16 protein-coding genes and 1 tRNA gene are annotated in these 17,470 nt (G+C 67.8%); 12 read left to right on the top strand and 5 right to left on the bottom strand.

What is annotated here, in order from left to right; all coding sequences use genetic code 11:
* The first annotated feature begins 62 nt into the window (after nt 1-62).
* From F4X11_24670 to F4X11_24630, 9 genes are all read left to right on the top strand, one after another.
* Nucleotides 63-848: a hypothetical protein gene (locus tag F4X11_24670; GenBank protein ID MYN68171.1), complete on the top strand. Its 786-nt coding sequence runs from the start codon at nt 63-65 to the stop codon at nt 846-848.
* Nucleotides 848-1,633, top strand: coding sequence for a cell division protein ZapE (gene zapE / locus F4X11_24665; protein ID MYN68170.1), 786 nt, complete (start codon nt 848-850; stop codon nt 1,631-1,633). The genes F4X11_24670 and zapE overlap by 1 nt, the downstream gene beginning before the upstream one ends.
* A 383-nt stretch (nt 1,634-2,016) precedes the next feature.
* Entirely contained in the window at nt 2,017-2,748 is a 732-nt protein-coding gene (locus tag F4X11_24660; protein MYN68169.1) for a hypothetical protein, read from the top strand.
* Nucleotides 2,749-3,239: 491 nt separating this feature from the next.
* On the top strand, nt 3,240-4,118 hold the full coding sequence (locus tag F4X11_24655; GenBank protein ID MYN68168.1) for a hypothetical protein: 879 nt from the start codon (nt 3,240-3,242) through the stop codon (nt 4,116-4,118).
* A gap of 727 nt (nt 4,119-4,845) precedes the next feature.
* Nucleotides 4,846-5,166: a DUF4258 domain-containing protein gene (locus tag F4X11_24650; protein MYN68167.1), complete on the top strand. Its 321-nt coding sequence runs from the start codon at nt 4,846-4,848 to the stop codon at nt 5,164-5,166.
* Nucleotides 5,163-5,426, top strand: a complete 264-nt coding sequence (locus F4X11_24645; protein MYN68166.1) for a hypothetical protein — start codon at nt 5,163-5,165, stop codon at nt 5,424-5,426. The genes F4X11_24650 and F4X11_24645 overlap by 4 nt, the downstream gene beginning before the upstream one ends.
* Entirely contained in the window at nt 5,404-5,622 is a 219-nt protein-coding gene (locus F4X11_24640) for a hypothetical protein (GenBank protein ID MYN68165.1), read from the top strand. Before F4X11_24645 ends, F4X11_24640 begins: the two co-directional genes overlap by 23 nt.
* 2 nt (nt 5,623-5,624) lie before the next feature.
* Nucleotides 5,625-5,879, top strand: a complete 255-nt coding sequence (locus tag F4X11_24635) for a hypothetical protein (GenBank protein ID MYN68164.1) — start codon at nt 5,625-5,627, stop codon at nt 5,877-5,879.
* A 401-nt stretch (nt 5,880-6,280) separates the two neighbouring features.
* Complete coding sequence (locus tag F4X11_24630; protein MYN68163.1) at nt 6,281-7,882, top strand: sodium/solute symporter; 1,602 nt, start codon at nt 6,281-6,283, stop codon at nt 7,880-7,882.
* 324 nt (nt 7,883-8,206) lie between these two features.
* Here the strand turns inward: F4X11_24630 and F4X11_24625 are convergent, their stop codons facing one another.
* On the bottom strand, nt 8,207-9,808 hold the full coding sequence (locus F4X11_24625; GenBank protein MYN68162.1) for a potassium transporter Kef: 1,602 nt from the start codon (nt 9,806-9,808) through the stop codon (nt 8,207-8,209).
* Between the two features lie 117 nt (nt 9,809-9,925).
* Nucleotides 9,926-11,023: a hypothetical protein gene (locus tag F4X11_24620; GenBank protein MYN68161.1), complete on the bottom strand. Its 1,098-nt coding sequence runs from the start codon at nt 11,021-11,023 to the stop codon at nt 9,926-9,928.
* A gap of 98 nt (nt 11,024-11,121) precedes the next feature.
* Between F4X11_24620 and F4X11_24615 the strand changes: the two genes are divergently transcribed.
* Nucleotides 11,122-13,875, top strand: coding sequence for a glycosyltransferase (locus tag F4X11_24615; GenBank protein MYN68160.1), 2,754 nt, complete (start codon nt 11,122-11,124; stop codon nt 13,873-13,875).
* A gap of 26 nt (nt 13,876-13,901) precedes the next feature.
* Here F4X11_24615 and rfbB read toward each other — a convergent pair whose 3' ends face one another.
* From rfbB to F4X11_24600, 3 genes are all read right to left on the bottom strand, one after another.
* Complete coding sequence (gene rfbB, locus F4X11_24610) at nt 13,902-14,915, bottom strand: dTDP-glucose 4,6-dehydratase (protein ID MYN68159.1); 1,014 nt, start codon at nt 14,913-14,915, stop codon at nt 13,902-13,904.
* A complete protein-coding gene (locus tag F4X11_24605) occupies nt 14,908-15,357 on the bottom strand; it encodes a dTDP-4-dehydrorhamnose 3,5-epimerase (GenBank protein MYN68158.1) in 450 nt (149 codons plus the stop codon). Before F4X11_24605 ends, rfbB begins: the two co-directional genes overlap by 8 nt.
* Nucleotides 15,358-15,430: 73 nt before the next feature.
* Nucleotides 15,431-16,495, bottom strand: a complete 1,065-nt coding sequence (locus F4X11_24600) for a glucose-1-phosphate thymidylyltransferase (GenBank protein MYN68157.1) — start codon at nt 16,493-16,495, stop codon at nt 15,431-15,433.
* 55 nt (nt 16,496-16,550) lie between these two features.
* Between F4X11_24600 and tadA the strand changes: the two genes are divergently transcribed.
* A complete protein-coding gene (tadA, locus tag F4X11_24595) occupies nt 16,551-17,030 on the top strand; it encodes a tRNA adenosine(34) deaminase TadA (GenBank protein MYN68156.1) in 480 nt (159 codons plus the stop codon).
* A gap of 42 nt (nt 17,031-17,072) precedes the next feature.
* A tRNA-Ser gene (locus F4X11_24590) sits at nt 17,073-17,163 on the top strand.
* Nucleotides 17,164-17,470 lie beyond the last annotated feature (307 nt).

Here is a 17,470-nt window from a genome sequence, read left to right as displayed (position 1 = left end):
GATCCGAATCTGTGGTGCTTCAACAGCACCAGGAGCATTCTGCAGCTTTGACGAAAGGTTCGGTGGAGGGAGGCGTCAAATACGTCCGGAACCTGGTGTTCCGGCCGCGGCTGGCGGTCGAGAGCTGGGCAGCGCTCAACGCGGCGATCCTCACCGAGTTGGAGGCCGACCTGCCGACGCGCCACCTCGACGACGGACGCTCGGTGCAGGAAGCGTTGACGCTGGAGCGGCAGCACCTGCGGGCAATGCCAGCTCACCTCCCCGAGACCTGTCGCGTCGTCGCCCGGGTAGCCGACAAGTTCGGACACGTGCGGGTGGACAAGGTCACCTACTCGGTGCCGATCCGCTACGCCTACCAGCCGGTGTGGGTGAAGCTGTATCACGACCGGGTGGCGGTCGCGGTCGGCGCCGAGGTGGTCGCACAGCATCGCCGTGCTTTTTGCCGGGGCGCGAAGATTCTCGACCCGTTCCACGTGCTGCCGTTGCTGGAACGCAAGCACCGGGCCGTGGCCGAGGCGACGGCACTTGTCGACTGGCGGCTGGCGCCGGTGTGGCAGCAGGTACGCGCCGAGTTGGCGAAGCACACCCGCAAGCCCGATCAGGAGTGGGTCCGGATGCTGCGGCTGATGGAGACGCACCCGCCGGCGGCCGTCGAGCGTGCGGTGGCGGCCGCGCTCGAGCGCCAGTCGCCTCGCCTGGAGACGGTGCGGCTCATCCTCCGGCAGCAGCAGAGCGGACCGCCGCCGGTGTGCCCGCCGGTGACGGGGGTGCGTCCGGAGTTGGCACGGATCGCCGTGCCCGCCCCGACGCTGTCGGCGTATGACGCGCTGGTGGGGGGCGGCTGCTGATGACGACCACGACTATCGAGCCCCCACACCTGGAGACGGACCTGAAGACGCTGTGCCTGTCGACGATCGCCGCCCAGTGGCGGCCGCTGGCCGAGCAGGCTGCCGGCCAGCGGCAGGCGCCGGCCGACTACCTGGCCCGATTGGTGCACCTGGAGGTGACCCAACGCCGGGAGCGTCGCATCCAACGGCGCATTCAGGATGCCCGCTTCCCGATGTTGAAGACGCTCGACGCCTTCTCGTTCGAGGCGCAGCCGGACCTGGACCGCGATGCGGTGCTACAGGTCTTCGATTGCAGCTTTGTCGCCGACGCCGCCAACGTCGTGTTCGTGGGCGGCGTCGGTACGGGAAAGACGCATCTGTCGATCGCGTTGGGGATGGCCTGCTGCCAGCACGACTACCGGGTGCGGTTCGCGACCGCCGCCGAGCTGGTCACGCTGCTCGTCGAGGCGCAGCAGCAGGGCCGACTGCAACGCAAGCTCGACCAGCTCGCCCGCTACGACGCCGTGATCGTTGACGAGCTGGGATACGTTCCGCTCGACAAGGCCGGCGCCGACCTGCTCTTCGGCTTCATCAGCCAGCGCTACGAGCGCCGCAGCCTCGTGGTGACGACGAATCTGCCGTTCGCCCGCTGGTCGGAAGTCTTCCTTGACCCGACGGCCGCCGCCGCGGTCATCGACCGGGTCGTGCACCACGCGACCGTGCTGCAGACTTCGGGCAACAGCTACCGGCTGCAGGCCGCGAAGCGGCATCAGGCACAGGCCTCCGGAAAGGACGGAGCTCGGTGACGCCGAGTCGTCCTCGTCGAATCGACCGGGATTCCCAACGGCGTCGACCACCGCACGACGACAACTCGCACTGTCGGGCCGGCCAGCCTGACCGTGTGCTCACCGGCGTCAAGGCGCGGCGCTACGCGCCGCCCCCGCTGCGCGGGGCTGCGGCCTTGACACCGGCTCCGCGCACGGTCACTGACCTTTTGCCCGACAGACGAAAACATCTCTTCAAGGAAGGAGGCGATCACCAATTGACGGGCTGAACGAGCCGCTCGCACGGAGCTCGCCCGGTCCGTAGCCGGCTCCGACTCCCGCGACGGCACGCGTCACCGGGGGGTCCCTTTTCACGTGGCCACAGGGGTCCCTTTTCAACTTGCCATTTCCACATTGCCGAATGCATGAGGGCAGACGACCGGAAACCTATCGTCGTCTTTTGCATGCGAAAGCAAGACGTCTACCAGGGCTGCCGCGAATACTGTGCATCGAGGGGAGTTGCTCTGGACGAGGCGCCATCGTTTGGGAGTCTCAGACAGGAAACACCGGAAGCAACTCTGCTGTCTGCGACTCTCCCTCATCGTGTCGCTATTCATTGTGCAGATTTGCTGGAGGATGACCGCCGAGAGGTGGAGGAGGCTGTTCGGACGCAGAGCGTCGATTTGGTCTTCTCCACCTCCACGTTAGCGGCCGGAGTCAACTTTCCGCTCGGTACGGTCATCTTCTACTCTTGGCGTCGGTGGAATCGGAGCAGGCGGATCTACGAGCCTATATCTGCTGCCGAATTTCACAACATGGCGGGTCGATGTGGTCGGATGGGGACTGAGCACGATAGTGGCCGAGTGATTTTTCTTGCAGGCGACAGAATGCGTGACCAACTCGCGGCCAAGGTATTCTTGGATCCGGATCATTTGGATGCTCTTCAAAGCCAAGTGTCACCAAAGCACTTTTCCAGACTGGTGCTACAATTGGCGGCGTCCAACGTCGCGACGGAAGAGGGTGCCGCGTTGACTTTCCTCAAGTCCACGTTCGGCGCGTCGAAGGAGCTAGAGTTGAACGCAGCGGGACTTGATCATTGGGACGCATCGTTCGAGGAGGCAGTCGGCGATTTGCGCCGCTGGGTCTTCTTGCGATGAGTGCCACATCAACTAGACTAGCCGTTACGCAAGTAGGACGCGCTGTTGCTCAGTCAGTCCTACACCCACAGACGGCTGACCAGTTGCTCGGTTATGCCGCCGGTCGGGTAGCGGATTTTCTGGAACTGCTGCAGGACACGAACAAGCGAGAATTGATGGATTTTGCGCTCTTGCATGCAGTGTACTGTTCACATGAGTATAGTACCAGTTTGGGAAACGAGAGATTCTTGCCTTATCAACTTGATGTACGGGTAGAGAATGCGATTGCGGACCGGGCGGAGCTGCACCTGGTGGAACAGCCATGGCAGCGGGACCTGTCGGCAGCCAACGGCGCAATGGTCGCGATGCGATGGGCCCGAGGCGGGAGGCGAGATAGACTTGCGGGCGAATTTGAACGTATCGGATCGGGCGTGCTGCAGTCTATGTTTAGGGAAGGGTCAGAGATGCTGGTGGCGTGGTCCGACTGTTTGGGCGCTAGCACAATGGGATTCTTGCACGAAGAGGAGCGACCCGTGGCGTTGAGGGTCGGCGTTGAGAAGCTAAGGGGTATGCGGAACTTGGCGCGAAGCGTTCGGGTGCTGGCGCGGTCTCTCAGTGTCGGCCTTCCCTCGGAAGTGGCGTGGATAGCTGGCTTGAAATCCGAAGGAACGGGTAGGGCGTGTTTGCCGAGGATTGCGGTAGTCGAGTTGATGGGCCGTGAGCTTAGGGAGCCGGGTACGCTATTGAGGCGAGACAAATACGCTGAGCTCGTTGGCGCAGTGACTGCCGTGGGTATTCCGAAGGCCGACGAAGCGGTGAAGAACCTGCGGCGGGCTGTGGAGGAGTACCGCAGGAAGGAAAGGGAGAGACTTTGGAAGGCTGCGATAGAACAGGCAGTTGGTCCGCTGCGCGGCATTTTGGAGCAGACAATTGATGCGCGACAGAGCGCGTTTGAGACGAAAATCGAGGAGATGTTGGACGTCGCGGGTATTGCATATGAACGTTTGGATGACGGGAGTATACCGGGGGCACCTGACTTTTGTTTAGGGAGTGATGCGAGTGAGCAAATTGTCGTTGAATTGAAGACGGCGGCGAATGATAAAGATGTCGGCCTTAACGGTGCAACCGACGTGGTGAAGGGTGCCGCGATTGTGGGTCGCTCGAAGGTGTGCAAGGCGACACTCGCGAATCCCGGGTTCGAACCGAATGTTCCGTGGCAAGTGAGCAACGTGGAAGATCTGGCGCTCGTGGAAGCGTGTCAGTTTGGATACGGAATATCGCTGGTCACGCGGGGTGAGGTGACGAAAGGGACGTTCTTGGATTGGCTGCGGATACCGGGCATGGTTGCAGTCAGCCAGCTCCGCGGTTTGGTTACGACGGTTTCCGAATGACACGCTGGACGAATCGGGGAGTGACGGCCTGCCGAACATTGCGGTGAGGCATCGGGCGTCGACTTTGGCCGAACACTCGACGAGGCTGTTGAAACAGTTTGGACCGCGGCGCGGACCGTCTCACGGAGTGAGGCCGAGCTGGACCGCGATTGTCCCGACCTTCGAGCGGTCGCTGTAGAACAGGCGCCGGATCTCGGCGCGTTGGGCGGCCGTGATCATTTCCTTTTTTGTGCGCTCGACGAGGGGCTCGCGCAGCTCGATGAGCCGCCGGGTCGTCCGGACGCAGACCACGCATCGAGTGGCAGCGGGCGGCCGGACCGGGGAGCGTCGGGGACGGCGAGTCTGGTCGATCGGGGTGGAGCGGTGGAAGACTGATCCGTCACGCGACGGTGGTCGCGGAGGGCCGCGGCGTGCGTTGAGTCTGGTAGCGGACGATCTGTTAATCTTCGCCGCCTTGCGCCATCCCCTCGGCGACGTCGTCCATCCCGGATGCCCGGCGGCGGTGACCAGCCGGGATCGGGTGGTGGCGGTCCGCCCCAAGCCGGTGCGCCGCTCGATTCGGCGCGGTCACCAATCGATCCTCGGGTTCCGCAGACATGACAACCAGCGCCTTCCGTTCACGTTCGTCCGTGGCGCGCGTACAGCGTCTCCGACGGATTCCACGGGAGCACTTGTCGTGATCGGTTTCGTGCAGCAGGATCCATCGTGGCTGGTCCGGACAACGCTCATGACGACCCTCGACCGCATCCAGACGCTGGTGGCCCGCAACGAAGTACGAGTCTCGCTCCATGGATCCGAAGAGCTGGCCGCGGACGATGTACAGGTACGCGACGTCATCGCCGGGGTTGCGACGGCCGTCATGGTCGAGGACTATCCGGACTATCCGAAGGGACGCTGCTGCTTGGTGCTGCAGCGGGATGCGGCGAATCGGCCAATTCATGTAGTCTGGGGTATTCCCCTCGGAGGTCAGTCGCCTGCCGTCGTCGTCACGGCATACAGGCCCGACCCCTTACGATGGGACCAGACGTGGCGCAGGAGGCGGAAGTGAGTGTCAGATCAGTCCTGAGATTCGTCCGCTGTGGCGCGTTCGCGGCCGAGGTCAACGTCGAGATCTTCGAGGACGCGCGAAGCTGGGCACCGTACCTGTCTCTGGAGGACGCGTACAAGCTCGATGACGTTCGGGATGCGTTACGCGCGGGCGATGTCGATCGCGCATCTCGGCTCGCTGAGCGGGTGTACCGGTTGACTCCAGTCGGCGTTTCTGGAGAGACGACCGGCGGGACCGATGACGGCAGTCGGAGCGTCTGAGGACGGTCGGCCGATCGCCGGGCGCGTTGGGAGGACCGGTCCGCGTGCGCGCGCCGGTGATCGGCGGCGAACGTCTCAATCTCATCGCGATGCTCACGGCGACGCCGTGACTGCCAACAACACGGGACCGACTCGAGGGCAACGAAAACGCGGGTGGACCCGCAGGTCCGCGTGCGTCAGAATCGGAGGACCGTGACGATGGGAGAGATTCGGGCCAGCGTGACGCTGGAGAACAGAGACGACCGCGGAGAGGTGCGGCGTGGGTTGCGTGCCGAGGCGGACGGCGTGGTCGACACCGGGGCGGTGAATCTCGTCATCCCTGAGGAGATCGCCGACTGCAGAAGGCGAACGCTGGCGCCGCGCCATCCAGAAGGGCCAGTCCTGGCCATCCGCTATGCCCCCCCGACAAAGAGAACGACACGGGCCAGGCGGATCTATTCCCCGACGCGCTAGTCGTCGACTCTACCCGGCCTACCCGCCTACCCGGACTGTCGCTGGTAGGGGTCGGGTCGGCCGGCCAGAGTGGTAGTGGACGTGGTAGACCCGCGGACCGTATTCCGTAACATGCTGAATAATGATCACTTTTTTTTCATATTCGAATCCTGCAGGGGCGCGCCATCCTCTCTTTCTCACCGCTCCCTTGCATCACGGTTCCCGCACCGTGTGCCGCCGACGATTCCGTTCCTCCGGAGCCTCGTGTAGCGATCCCGTAGAAACTCGCGTTCGCCTCGACTCCTTCCGTCGCGGCGGGGACTGGCCGCCGCCGCCCGCGGGCGCTGGTGCGCCGCGCGGCATTGTCATGTCACAAGCGCCGGTAAGATCAACGCGCTTCAACGCGGGAGGGAGGCCGCCTGATGAGGTTCGCCGCTCTGGACTGGGTCGTCGTCGGGGCCTACTTCGCGGCCCTGCTCGGCATCGCCGCGTGGGTCGCGCGCCGGCGCCAGCAGACCGCCGCCGACTACTTCCTCGCGGGCCGGCACGTGGGCTGGTTCGCGATCGGAGCGTCACTGTTCGCCTCGAACATCGGCTCCGAGCACGTGGTCGGCCTCGCCGGCTCGGGGGCCAGCACCGGCATGGTGCTGGGGCACTACGAGCTGCACTCCTGGATCATCCTCCTTCTGGGCTGGGTGTTCGTGCCGTTCTACCTGCGCAGCGGCGTCTTCACGATGCCCGAGTTCCTCGAGCGCCGCTACGACGGGCGCAGCCGCTGGTTCCTGTCGGTAGTCATGCTCGTCGGCTACGTCCTCACCAAGGTGTCGGTGACCGTCTACGCCGGCGGGATCATGCTGCAGGGGCTGATGGGCCTCGACTTCTGGACAGGGGCGGCGGCGGTGGTAGTGCTGACCGGCGTCTACACGATCCTCGGCGGCCTGCGGGCGGTCGTTTACACCGAGGCCCTGCAGGCGTTCGTCCTCGTCGGGGGCTCGGCCGCCGTCACCGTCTTCGGGCTCGTGGAGCTCGGCGGGTGGGGCGAGCTGCGGCAGTCGGTGGGGGGCGAGCTCTTCGACATGTGGAAGCCCCTCGACCATCCCGAGTTTCCGTGGCTCGGCATGCTGCTGACCCCGCCCATCGTCGGGCTCTGGTACTGGTGCACCGACCAGTACATCGTGCAGCGGGTGCTGGCCGCCGAGGACGAGGCCACCGCGCGCCGGGGGGCTATCTGGGGCGCTTGGCTGAAGCTGTCGGCGGTGTTCCTGTTCATCATTCCGGGGATGATCGCGCTGGGCCTCGCCAACCGCGGCCGCCTCGACCTCGCCGAGGCGGACCAGGCCCTGCCTGTCCTCGTCAACGCCGTGCTGCCGGTGGGCCTGCGCGGCCTCGTCGCGGCGGGCCTGCTCGCGGCCCTCATGAGCTCGCTCGCCGCCGTCTTCAACTCGTGCTCGACCCTGTTCACGATGGACGTCTACCGCAAGGTCCGGCCCGCCGCGAGCGGGGCCGAGCTCGTGCGGGTGGGACGCTGGGGCACCCTCGCGGTGGTCGGACTCGGCATCGCGTGGATCCCCGTCATGCAGGTCCTCGCGACGGGACTCTACACCTACCTGCAGAACGTGCAGGCGTACATCGCCCCGCCCATCGCGGCGGTGTTCCTGCTGGGGCTGCTGTGGAACCGGGTGAACGCGACCGGGGCCATCTCCACCCTGGTGGCGGGGTTCGTCCTCGGGATGGCGAAGCTGCTGCTCGAGCTGCGGGCCGACGCGCTGTCGGGCCCCCTCGGCTGGCTGGCCGGGGTGAACTTCCTGTACTTCGGCTTCGCCCTGTTCGTCGGCAGCGTGGTGCTCCTCGTCGCGGTCAGCCTCGCCACCGAACGGCCGGATCCAGCGCGCCTGGCCGGGCTGACGTTCGGCGCCCCGCGGGCCGAGGACACCCGGCGCGAGCGGACATGGACGACGGGGGACGTCGTCCAGTCCGCCGCGGTCGTCCTCATCGTGGCGGCGGTGCTGGTCTACTTCAGCTGAGCCGCTGCGGGCGGCGCGCGGTTCGATGGCCGGCGACCCGTTCGCCTCCGGCCTGGCACGCGCGCCGTCAGCGCCGCATTGGAAAGGTTGCCGAGCGGCGAGTGACGTGGCTGGACCAGCGCACCGGTGAGGGAAGAAGATGCTCGGTGACCTCCATCGAGATCCGAGGCGCCCGCCCGCACAACCTCAATAGCATCCGAGCGGGAGCGCCTGCTGTGGGCGGACGGCGTGCGGGTCGAGAAGGTCCACGAGGGCACGACCTACGAGCGGATGTTCGAGGGCGTCGCCCGCAAGCCTCGAACGGCTGCACGTCGACGTGCTCGTCTACGCAGGCCGACGAGTGGCGTCTTGTGCGGCTACGTGCTCGGCAAACCCTGAGCCGGCCTTTTCGTAGACACTGAACACGACCGACGCGCCCGCCCGCTCGAGCGGCTCGATCTCATCGTGGAACCTGGCCGTGGCGGCGATCCGGCCCCTGAACGAAGCGGCCCTGAGCTGGTTGAGCACGGCCAGACCTGCAGTCAGGTTCGGCAGCGCCAACATGACGAGTTCGACGGTGTTCGTGTCCTGCACGCGATCCCAGAAGTCGGCGTCGCTCGGGTCGCCGAGCAGCACATCGAACCCCGCCGACCGATGGTTCGCTACCGTTCTGGGATCGATGTCCACCCCGACGACCGTCTCGCCGGGCCGTCGATGCATCGCTTCGTAGGCCCCGGCGCCGATGCGGCCCATCCCCAGAACGAGGGTCGTCGCCCCCCCGGTGTCGAGCGGCCGGTCGTCGGCGAGACGCTCTCTGCGCTCCAGGCGGCGGCACGTTGCCCGATATCTCGTGTAGATCCGATCCGCCACCGCATTGACCGCCGCCGCGACGCCGCAGGAGAGGGAGAGTGCGACGGCGATGACGCTCAACCAGAGGCCGTCGATCCAGCCGTTGGCGACGCCCACGGCCGCGACGATGAGCCCGAATTCGCTGAAGTTGGTCAGGTTCAACGACGCCAGCAGCGATGTGCGGGCCCGCAGCTTGAAGCCCGCCAGCAGACCCAGGAAGAGAGCCGACTTGAAGAACACGAACGGGGTGATGGCCGCGCCGATGAGAACCACCTCCGTCGTCAACGGCCCGGACACGCCGATGGAGAGAAAGAAGCCCACCAGGAACAGGTCCTTGAAGCCGAGCATCGTCTTCGCCAGCTCGTCGGCCTTGTCGTGGCTGGCGATGAGAACGCCGACGACGAGAGCGCCCAGGTCGCCCTTCAGGCCCGCCAGCTCGAATGCTTCCGCTCCGCCCAGCGCGAGCAGAAAGCCATAGAGGACGAGGAGCTCGCCATGGCCGACGCGCTGCAGGACCAGGGCCAGCAGCGGCCGCAGCGGAATGAGAATCAGCAACAGCAGTGCCCGGACGGTCGGCAACTCACCCGCCGCGAGAGCCAGAAAGACGACGGCCGCCAGGTCCTGCACGATGAGGATGCCCACCGCAATGCGGCCGTGCAGCGAAACCGTCTCTCCTCTTTCTTCGAGCACCTTGACGACGAAGACGGTGCTGGAAAAGCTCAATGCAAAGGCGATCAGCAGGGCCTGGGAGAAACCGATGCCCGTCAGGAAGGAGGCGCCCAGAAGCGCGAGTACATGGATGGCCGCTCCGAGCACCAGAACGACAATCGACATGTGCAGGCTGGCAACGGCCCAGACGTGCGGACGCGCGATGGTCCTCAAGTCGAGCTTCAGGCCGACGAGGAAGAGCAACAGGGTGATGCCGAGGTCCGAGAGCCTCTGCAGCATCTCCCCGCCAGCGGTTCCATGCAGGTTGAGCAGGAAGCCCGCGGCCAGGTAGCCGACCAGCGGCGGCAGCCCGACTGTCCTGGACACTAAGCCCAGCACGAACGCCAGGGCGATCCAGGCGACGTCTCGCGCGGCAATGGCGATGTCCATGGGGTCGACGCGGCCAGGGAACTATGGAACCGGGCAGATGGAACCGTGACGACGATGATAGCGGGCAACTCGTTCCGTCCCGCGGCCGGGCCGGTCGAGGCCGCGTCGCGGCTCCCGTTACCGCGTGAAGATCGGCACGGCCATGCCGACGTGCGCGAGGATCCGGAACGAGTAGTTGTAGGCCTGCTCCACGCGATGCAGGCGCAACGAGCCGGCGAGCATCACCCCGTCCGCTTCGTACAGCGCCTTCGACAGCCCCACTTCGCCGTAGTGGCGGGTCGGCCGGAACACGGCGCCGTCCTGGAGGCGCGAGCCGTAGTTCAGATCGCCTTCCTCCTTCAGCCACAGGCAGGCTTGCCAGAAGATGGCGTGCCCGCGCCAGCCGCGCTTCGACGCGGCCGCGCGCACGAAGAGGCCGTGACCGTGGCTGGTCTCTTCTGGAACGGCCCGGTCCGGGATGTGCTTCGACCACATCATGTAGGCCTCGATCGACGTGGCGTCGAAGAAGTCGATGCGCGGCTCGATGACCAGTCCCGGTCCCCCGGCGACGCTGTCGTTGACGGGGCCCGGATCGAAGAGCTGTCCGCCCTCGTGGACGATATGAAGCTGGTACCCCAGGGCGATCGGTGATTCGGCTCCGAGGGCCAGGCGGCCGCGGACGCCGGCGTCGAAGCGTTCACGGTGCTCGGCGGTGTTCAGGCGTTGCCAGTCGATCCAGGCGTCCTGGGCGAACCGCTCCGCCGCTATCTGCCACTGGAGTCCCCCCTCGTACGGACGCGTGAACGCCAGCGTCTCGACCTGCAGCGGCGGCAACAGGCCGTGGGGCCCGCCGAGGTCGGGGACGGCCAGGAAGTCGTGCGGGACGGTATCCAGGGTGCCGAACACGAAACGCGACGGTCCGCTCTCGATGGTCAGGCTGATGACCGGCCGCCACTGCTCGGCGAAACGGGCGGAGCCGTACCGGTGGTTCAGGAACAGCCCCCCGCGCAGCGTCGCCTGGTCGGTCAGCTCCAGATCGACGCCTACCGTTCCGGCCGCCCCCAGCAGCGTCTCGCCGTCCCGGAAGAGATTGAAGAACTCGGTGTTGTCGCCATAGATGGTGACGTCGGCCACCGCGGTCGCCCGCTGCTGCGCCGCGGGCGCCGCCGGAGCGAGGCACGCCAGCGTCAGATACAGGCAGGCCGCCAGTGGAGTGCGTTGCAGCGGGCCGGGCATGGGCGGCCGGATTATACGCCGCCGTGGACCGGCCGGGGCGCCATGCGCGCGCGGCACGGCAGTGTTCGCCCGGTGCTGGTACCATTACAGGCGCCATCATGCCGCTCCAGAACCCCGCCGTTTCGTCGCGTCCTCGTGTGGCCGGCAAGTTTCTCCAGGTCGGCTCGGAGCGCTTTCTGATCAAGGGCGTCGCCTACGGCACGTTCGCCCCCGACGGGGACGGTTACCAGTTTCCGCCGCTGGCGCGGGCCGCCGAGGACTTCGCGTTGATGGCCCGGTCCGGCATCAACACGGTGCGGACCTACACCGTGCCGCGGGAAGCGCTCCTGGATGCGGCGGCGGACCGGGAGCTGCACGTGGCGGTCGGTGTCCCGTGGGCGCAGCACGTCGCTTTCCTCGACGATCGCAGGCTCGCCCGCGCGGTGCGGAAGGACATCGTCCGGGACGTGCGCCGCCTCGCCGCGCACCCGGCGACCCTGCTCGTCGCCATCGGCAACGAGATCCCGGCGGGTGTCGTACGCTGGCACGGCGCGTCGCGCATCGAGCGGTTCCTGCGGGAGGTGTACTACGAGGCCAAGCAGGCCGCGCCCGACGCGTTGCTGACCTACGTGAACTACCCGCCGACGGACTACCTCGATCTGCCCTTCTTCGACGTCTGCGCGTTCAACGTCTACCTGCATCGCGGCGACGATCTGCGGGAGTACCTCGCGCACCTGCAGGTCGTGGCGGGCAACCGGCCCCTGCTGCTGGCCGAAGGCGGCGCCGACAGCCTTCGCGAGGGCGAGGAGGGGCAGGCGGCGCTCACCGCGGCGCAGATTCGCATCGCGTTCGAGGAGGGCGCCTGCGGGGCGGTGGCGTTCTCGTGGACCGACGACTGGTGGCGCGGCGGCCACGCCGTCGACGACTGGCGCTTCGGGCTGACCGACGAACGGCGCCGGCCCAAGCCGGCCCTGGCCGACGTGGCGCTCGAGTTCGCCGCGGCCGGATTCCCGCCGGACCGCCGCGCCGACTGGCCGCGGGTCTCGGTGCTGATCTGCGCCCGCAACGCGGCCGAGACCCTCGACGAGTGTCTGCGCTCGGTGGCGGTGCTGGACTACCCCGACTACGAGGTGATCGTCGTCAACGACGGCTCGACCGACGCGACCGGAGAGATCGCCCGCCGGCACCCGGGCGTCGCGGTCGTCGACGTGCCGCACGGCGGATTGAGCGCGGCGCGAAACGCGGCGCTGGTTCGCGCGAGCGGGTCCGTCGTCGCCTATACCGACGCGGACGTTCGTGTCGATCCGGCCTGGCTGATCTACCTCGTGCAGCCGTTCCTGCGCTCCGACGTGGTGGGCGCCGGTGGTCCCAACGTGGTTCCGCAGGACGACCCGTGGATGGCGCAGTGCGTCGCCCGGTCACCCGGCGCGCCGACCCACGTGCTGCTCGACGACCGCGCGGCGGAGCACGTGCCGGGCTGCAACATGGCCTACCGCCGCGATGCGCTGCTGGCAATCGGCGGGTTCGATCCCGCCTATCATGCCGCGGGGGACGACGTCGACGTCTGCTGGCGATTGCAGGCGCGCGGCCAGCAGATCGGGTTCGCTCCGTCGGCGCTCGTCTGGCACCGGCATCGCTCCACGATGCGGGGCTACTGGCGGCAGCAGGTGGGCTACGGCGAAGCCGAGACCCAACTGATGGACAACCACCCGGAACGCTTCCTGAACGGTCACGCGGTCTGGAAGGGGCGCATCTACAGCTCGCTGCCCTTCGTCCGCGCCATCTCCCGCGTCCGCGTCAACGCCGGAGTATGGGGCACGGCGGCGTTCCCGTCGGTATACAGCGCCCACATCCCGTCGATGACCTACGCGCCGCACCTTATGGAGTGGCAGATCGCATCGGTTCTGCTCGCGGGCGCAGCCGTCGCGAGCGCCTGGCTCGGCCAGCCGGCGCTTGCCGTCGTGGCGGGCCTGGCCGCGTTCACGGGTCTGGCCGCCACGCTTCTGAAGTGCGTGGGCTACGGCCGGCGCACGGACGTCCGCGGTCTGCCCGCCATCGGGCCGCTCGGTCGTCCGGGGAGCCGCATCCTCTACCGGGCGACGATCGCGTGGCTGCACCTGCTGCAACCGATCGCGCGCGGCTGGGGCCGCCTGCGCGGCAAGCTCTGGCCGCCGGACGTCGGTACCCGCCGCGCCGCGGCCGCCACCCGCAGCCGCGCCGCCGGCGAGCGGATCGAGATCGGCAGGGTGATCCGACTGCTGTGCCGCGGGCAGGACAGGATGGCGCTCTGGAGCGAGCGCTGGGTCGATCGGGCCGACCTGCTGACGCGCATCACGCGCGGTCTGCAGACCCGGGCCGTCGGGCGTGCGATCGACGCCCACGACACGTGGCAGCAGGAGCGCGACCTGGCGGTCGCGACGGGCCGCTGGGGCTGGCTCGACCTGCGGACGCTGCTGGAAGAGCACGAGGAGGGGCGCTGCCTGTTCCGCGTCAGCGCGCGCCACCGGCTGGCTCCCTTCGGGGCCATGGTGGGGATGCTGACCGGTGCGGGGCTGGCGGGGAGCCTGCTGCTCGACATCGGCTCCGCCGCGATGCTGTTCCTCGGCAGCGGCGTGGCCGCTGCCGCCGCCATGTCCCGGCGGATCGCACAGGTCGACGCCGGGGTCCGCGCGGTGGTCGAGGAGGTGGCCGGCCGGCAGGGCATGCTGGTGATGCGCGGGAAGGACCTGGAGGCCAGGACCCCGGCCGCGGGAGCCGAATCCGCCCGGCCGTTCATACGGCGTCCGCCGCTGGTCGGCGGTTCGGAACCGATCGCGGCGGGGGAAGCCGAGCGCGCCGACGTCCTCGACCTGCAGCCGTCCGGGGAACGCTGACGGACGCGCCGCCGCCCGCCGGACGATCATCCGGGACGGGTGTACTGCCGGGCGTAGTAGGCGCGGTAGGCCTCGCTGCCCTCCCTGACGGGCCGCCACCACGATTCGTTGTTCGCATACCACGCGACGGTCGCGCTCAGGCCCGTCTCGAAGTCGGTCCGCGGTTCCCACCCCAGCGCGCGCAGCTTCGCGGTGTCGAGGCAGTAGCGCCGGTCGTGGCCCGGCCGGTCCGCCACCGGCCGGATCAGGGAGGCCGGCCGGTCGAGGCGATCGAGGATGCGCTGCGTCAGTTCGAGGTTCGTCACCTCGTTTCCGCCGCCGATGTTGTAGGTCTCGCCGGGCCGGCCCCGTGCGATCAGCAGATCCAGCGCCCGGCAGTGGTCGTCGACGTGCAGCCAGTCGCGGACGTTGAGGCCGTCGCCGTAGAGCGGCAGCGGCTGGTCGTCGATGGCGTTCGTGATGAACAGGGGAACGATCTTCTCCGGATACTGCCGGGGGCCGTAGTTGTTCGAGGCGCGGGCGATCACCACCGGCACCCGGAAGCTGGCCCAGTAGCTGTACGCGAGCCGGTCCGCGCCCGCCTTGCTGGCCGCGTAGGGGTTGCGGGGCCGCAACTCGTCGGTCTCCCGGCTCGCCCCTTCCGGGACGTTGCCGTAGACCTCGTCGGTCGAGATCTGTACGAAGCAGCGCAGGCGGGGGGCTTCGCGTGCGGCGTCGAGCAGCACGAACGTGCCGTGCACGTCGGTCCGGATGAACTCCCCGGCGCTCAGCAGGGAGCGGTCGACGTGCGTCTCGGCGGCGAAGTGCACCACGATCTCCGCGTCGCGCACGAGGGGGGCGGCGACGGCGGGGTCCGCGATGTCGCCGTGGATGAAGCGGTGCCTTGAGTTCGCGTCGAGGTCCTGCAGGTTCTCCCGGCGCCCCGCGTAGGTGAGCCTGTCCAGCGTCGTCACGCGCCAGTCGGGGTGCGCGTCGAGGGCGTGGTGGACGAAGTTGCTGCCGATGAAGCCGGCTCCGCCGGTGACGAGGACCTCAACCATCCTTGCGCGACCAGTCGTAGGGCAGCGTGTCGTGCGGGTCCAGGCGGTACTCGTCGGGATCGTCGTAGCGGTACGGCTCGCTCGGCACGTTCACGACGATCGACGGCTCGGGGCCGATGCACTTCCAGCCGTGGTAGACGAGGTTGGGTATCTGTACCAGCGTCGGGTTCCGGGTGCCGATGAAGAACTCGTCGACCTGTCCCCGCGTCGGCGAGTCCTCCCGCGTGTCCACCAGCACCAGCTTGATCATGCCGGCGACGCAGGCGAAGTGGTCGACCTGGCGGCGGTGGTAGTGCCACGCCTTGACCACGCCCGGGTACGTGCCCGACACGTACACCTGTCCGAACTTCTCGAAGAGCGGGTCGTCGGCCCGCAGGATCTCCATCAACCATCCGCGCTCGTCCGGGATCAGGCGCAACGCCTTCGTCCGGACGCCGTCTATGGAGCCCGGCTTGACGGCGGCGGCTTGCTTCACGGGATCGGGCACGAGTCGTTCCTTTCCGGGCGCGCTCGCATCAACGAAGGCCCACTTCCGACCGGTCGCCCAGCATGAACCGCAGCGCGGCCGGTTTGCCGGCGCGCCGGACGATGGTGACGCCGCGTCCGATCAGGCTGTCGGTGACGCGGTCGGTCAGGCCCGTGATGCGGCTGCCTTCCATGACGATGCTGTGTTCGATCTCGGAGCCGCCGATCTCCACGTCGCGCATGATCGCGGTGAAGGGTCCGATGTACGCGTCGCGGATCCGCGCGTCGTGTCCGATGATGACCGGGCCGCGGATTACCGACCCGGAAATGACGGCGCCCGGCTCGACCACCACCTTGCCCTCGAGGCGCGATTCCCCGTCCACGGCGCCGTCGATCCGCGGGGTCAGGGTGTCGAGGATGAGCCGATTGGCCTCGAGCAGGTCCTCCAGGCGCCCGGTGTCCTTCCACCACCCGTCGACGACGTGCCGGCGGACCTCCAGCCCGCGGTCGATAAGGTCCTGTATCGCGTCGGTGATCTCCAGCTCGTTCCGGAAGCTGGGCCGGATCCGCCGGACCGAGTCGAAGATCGCGGGTCCGAACATGTAGACGCCCACCAGGGCCAGGTTGCTTCTGGGGAGCTTCGGCTTCTCGACCAGCCGGACCACCCGGTCGCCGTCCGTCTCGGCCACGCCGTACTGCTCCGGGTGCGGCACGGGCGTGAGCAGAATCTGCGCTGCCGGGCGCGTCGTCGCGAATTCCTCGACGAACGGGACGATGCCCTTCGCGAGCAGGTTGTCGCCCAGGTACATCACGAAGGGGTCGTTTCCGATAAACGGTTCGGCGATCAGCACGGCATGCGCGAGCCCGCGCGGCGCATCCTGCTCAATGTAGGTGACCGTGACTCCCCACTGCGACCCGTCGCGCACCGCGGTCTCGATTTCCGCTCGGGTGTCTCCCACGACGATGCCGATCTCGCGGATCCCGGCCGCGGCGAGCGTCTCGATGCCGTAGAACAGCACCGGCTTGTTGGCCACCGGGACGAGCTGCTTGGCGCTGGTGAACGTGAGCGGCCTTAGGCGCGTCCCCTTGCCGCCGCTGAGGATCAGCCCTTTCATCGTGGAGGATAATCATAGCGGGCCGCGCCTGCGAACCACCGGCCCGGCGGTTGCGATGCTCGATCACGAGGCGTACATGCGAGAGGCGCTGGCGGAGGCTTTCCGGGCCATGGCCGGCGGCGAGGTCCCGGTGGGCGCCGTGGTCGTCGCGGGCGACACGGGGCGCATCGTGGGCCGCGGCCGCAACCAACCGATCGGGGCAGCCGACCCGACCGCGCACGCCGAGGTCGTGGCCCTGCGCGACGCGGCTCGGCGCACGGGCAACTACCGGCTCACCGGCGCGACGCTGTACGTGACCGTCGAGCCGTGTCTGATGTGCGCGGGGGCTCTGGTGCACGCGCGTATCGGCACGCTCGTGTACGGCGCCCCCGAGCCGAAGGCGGGCGCCGTGCGTTCCGTGATGCGTGCGCTCGAACATCCGGCGCTGAATCATCGCGTGGAGGTGGTAGCCGGCGTGCTGGGGGAGGAGTGCCGCGGCACGATGCGGGCGTTCTTCAGTGCGAGGCGGCAAGCGGCGGGCGAGCCGGCCGGCTGACGCCGGGGCGCCGGCCGGCGTACAATGGAAGCGCCACCGTACGGAGAGGTACCGAAGTGGTCGTAACGGGGGCGCCTCGAAAGCGTCTTGTCGGGAAACCGGCACGTGGGTTCGAATCCCACCCTCTCCGCCAAACTTCCGCATTCGCTCCAGTTCGTCGGAGTGGGTGGTCTTCAGGCGCTCCGCGGCCGTGGGCCGCTCCGGGCGCGAATCCCTGCTGGTTTTCTGCCAAACTTCCGCATTCGCTCCAGTTCGTCGGAGCGGGTGGTCTTCAGGCGCTGCGCGTCTCTCGCCGCTCCGGGCGCGAATCCCTGCTGGTTTTCTGCCAAACCTCCGCATTCGCTCCAGTTTGTCGGAGCGGGTGGTCTTCAGGCGCTCCGCGGCCGTGGGCCGCTGCGGGCACGAATCCTTGCTCGTTTTTTCGCCAAACTTCCGCATTC

This window comes from Acidobacteriota bacterium (assembly GCA_009861545.1).
Taxonomy (GTDB): Bacteria; Acidobacteriota; Vicinamibacteria; order Vicinamibacterales; family UBA8438; genus WTFV01.
The sequence above is the reverse complement of the archived record's forward strand: the minus strand, read 5'-3'. Positions and strand labels throughout refer to the sequence as shown.

Coding starts and splice junctions, on each gene's coding strand:
- zapE (MYN68170.1), top strand. CDS start 848: ATGACGACCACGACTATCGAGCCCCCACACCTGGAGACGGACCTGAAG.
- F4X11_24660 (MYN68169.1), top strand. CDS start 2,017: ATGAGGGCAGACGACCGGAAACCTATCGTCGTCTTTTGCATGCGAAAG.
- F4X11_24650 (MYN68167.1), top strand. CDS start 4,846: ATGACGACCCTCGACCGCATCCAGACGCTGGTGGCCCGCAACGAAGTA.
- F4X11_24640 (MYN68165.1), top strand. CDS start 5,404: ATGACGGCAGTCGGAGCGTCTGAGGACGGTCGGCCGATCGCCGGGCGC.
- F4X11_24635 (MYN68164.1), top strand. CDS start 5,625: ATGGGAGAGATTCGGGCCAGCGTGACGCTGGAGAACAGAGACGACCGC.
- F4X11_24630 (MYN68163.1), top strand. CDS start 6,281: ATGAGGTTCGCCGCTCTGGACTGGGTCGTCGTCGGGGCCTACTTCGCG.
- F4X11_24625 (MYN68162.1), bottom strand. CDS start 9,808: ATGGACATCGCCATTGCCGCGCGAGACGTCGCCTGGATCGCCCTGGCG.
- F4X11_24620 (MYN68161.1), bottom strand. CDS start 11,023: ATGCCCGGCCCGCTGCAACGCACTCCACTGGCGGCCTGCCTGTATCTG.
- F4X11_24615 (MYN68160.1), top strand. CDS start 11,122: ATGCCGCTCCAGAACCCCGCCGTTTCGTCGCGTCCTCGTGTGGCCGGC.
- rfbB (MYN68159.1), bottom strand. CDS start 14,915: ATGGTTGAGGTCCTCGTCACCGGCGGAGCCGGCTTCATCGGCAGCAAC.
- F4X11_24600 (MYN68157.1), bottom strand. CDS start 16,495: ATGAAAGGGCTGATCCTCAGCGGCGGCAAGGGGACGCGCCTAAGGCCG.
- tadA (MYN68156.1), top strand. CDS start 16,551: ATGCTCGATCACGAGGCGTACATGCGAGAGGCGCTGGCGGAGGCTTTC.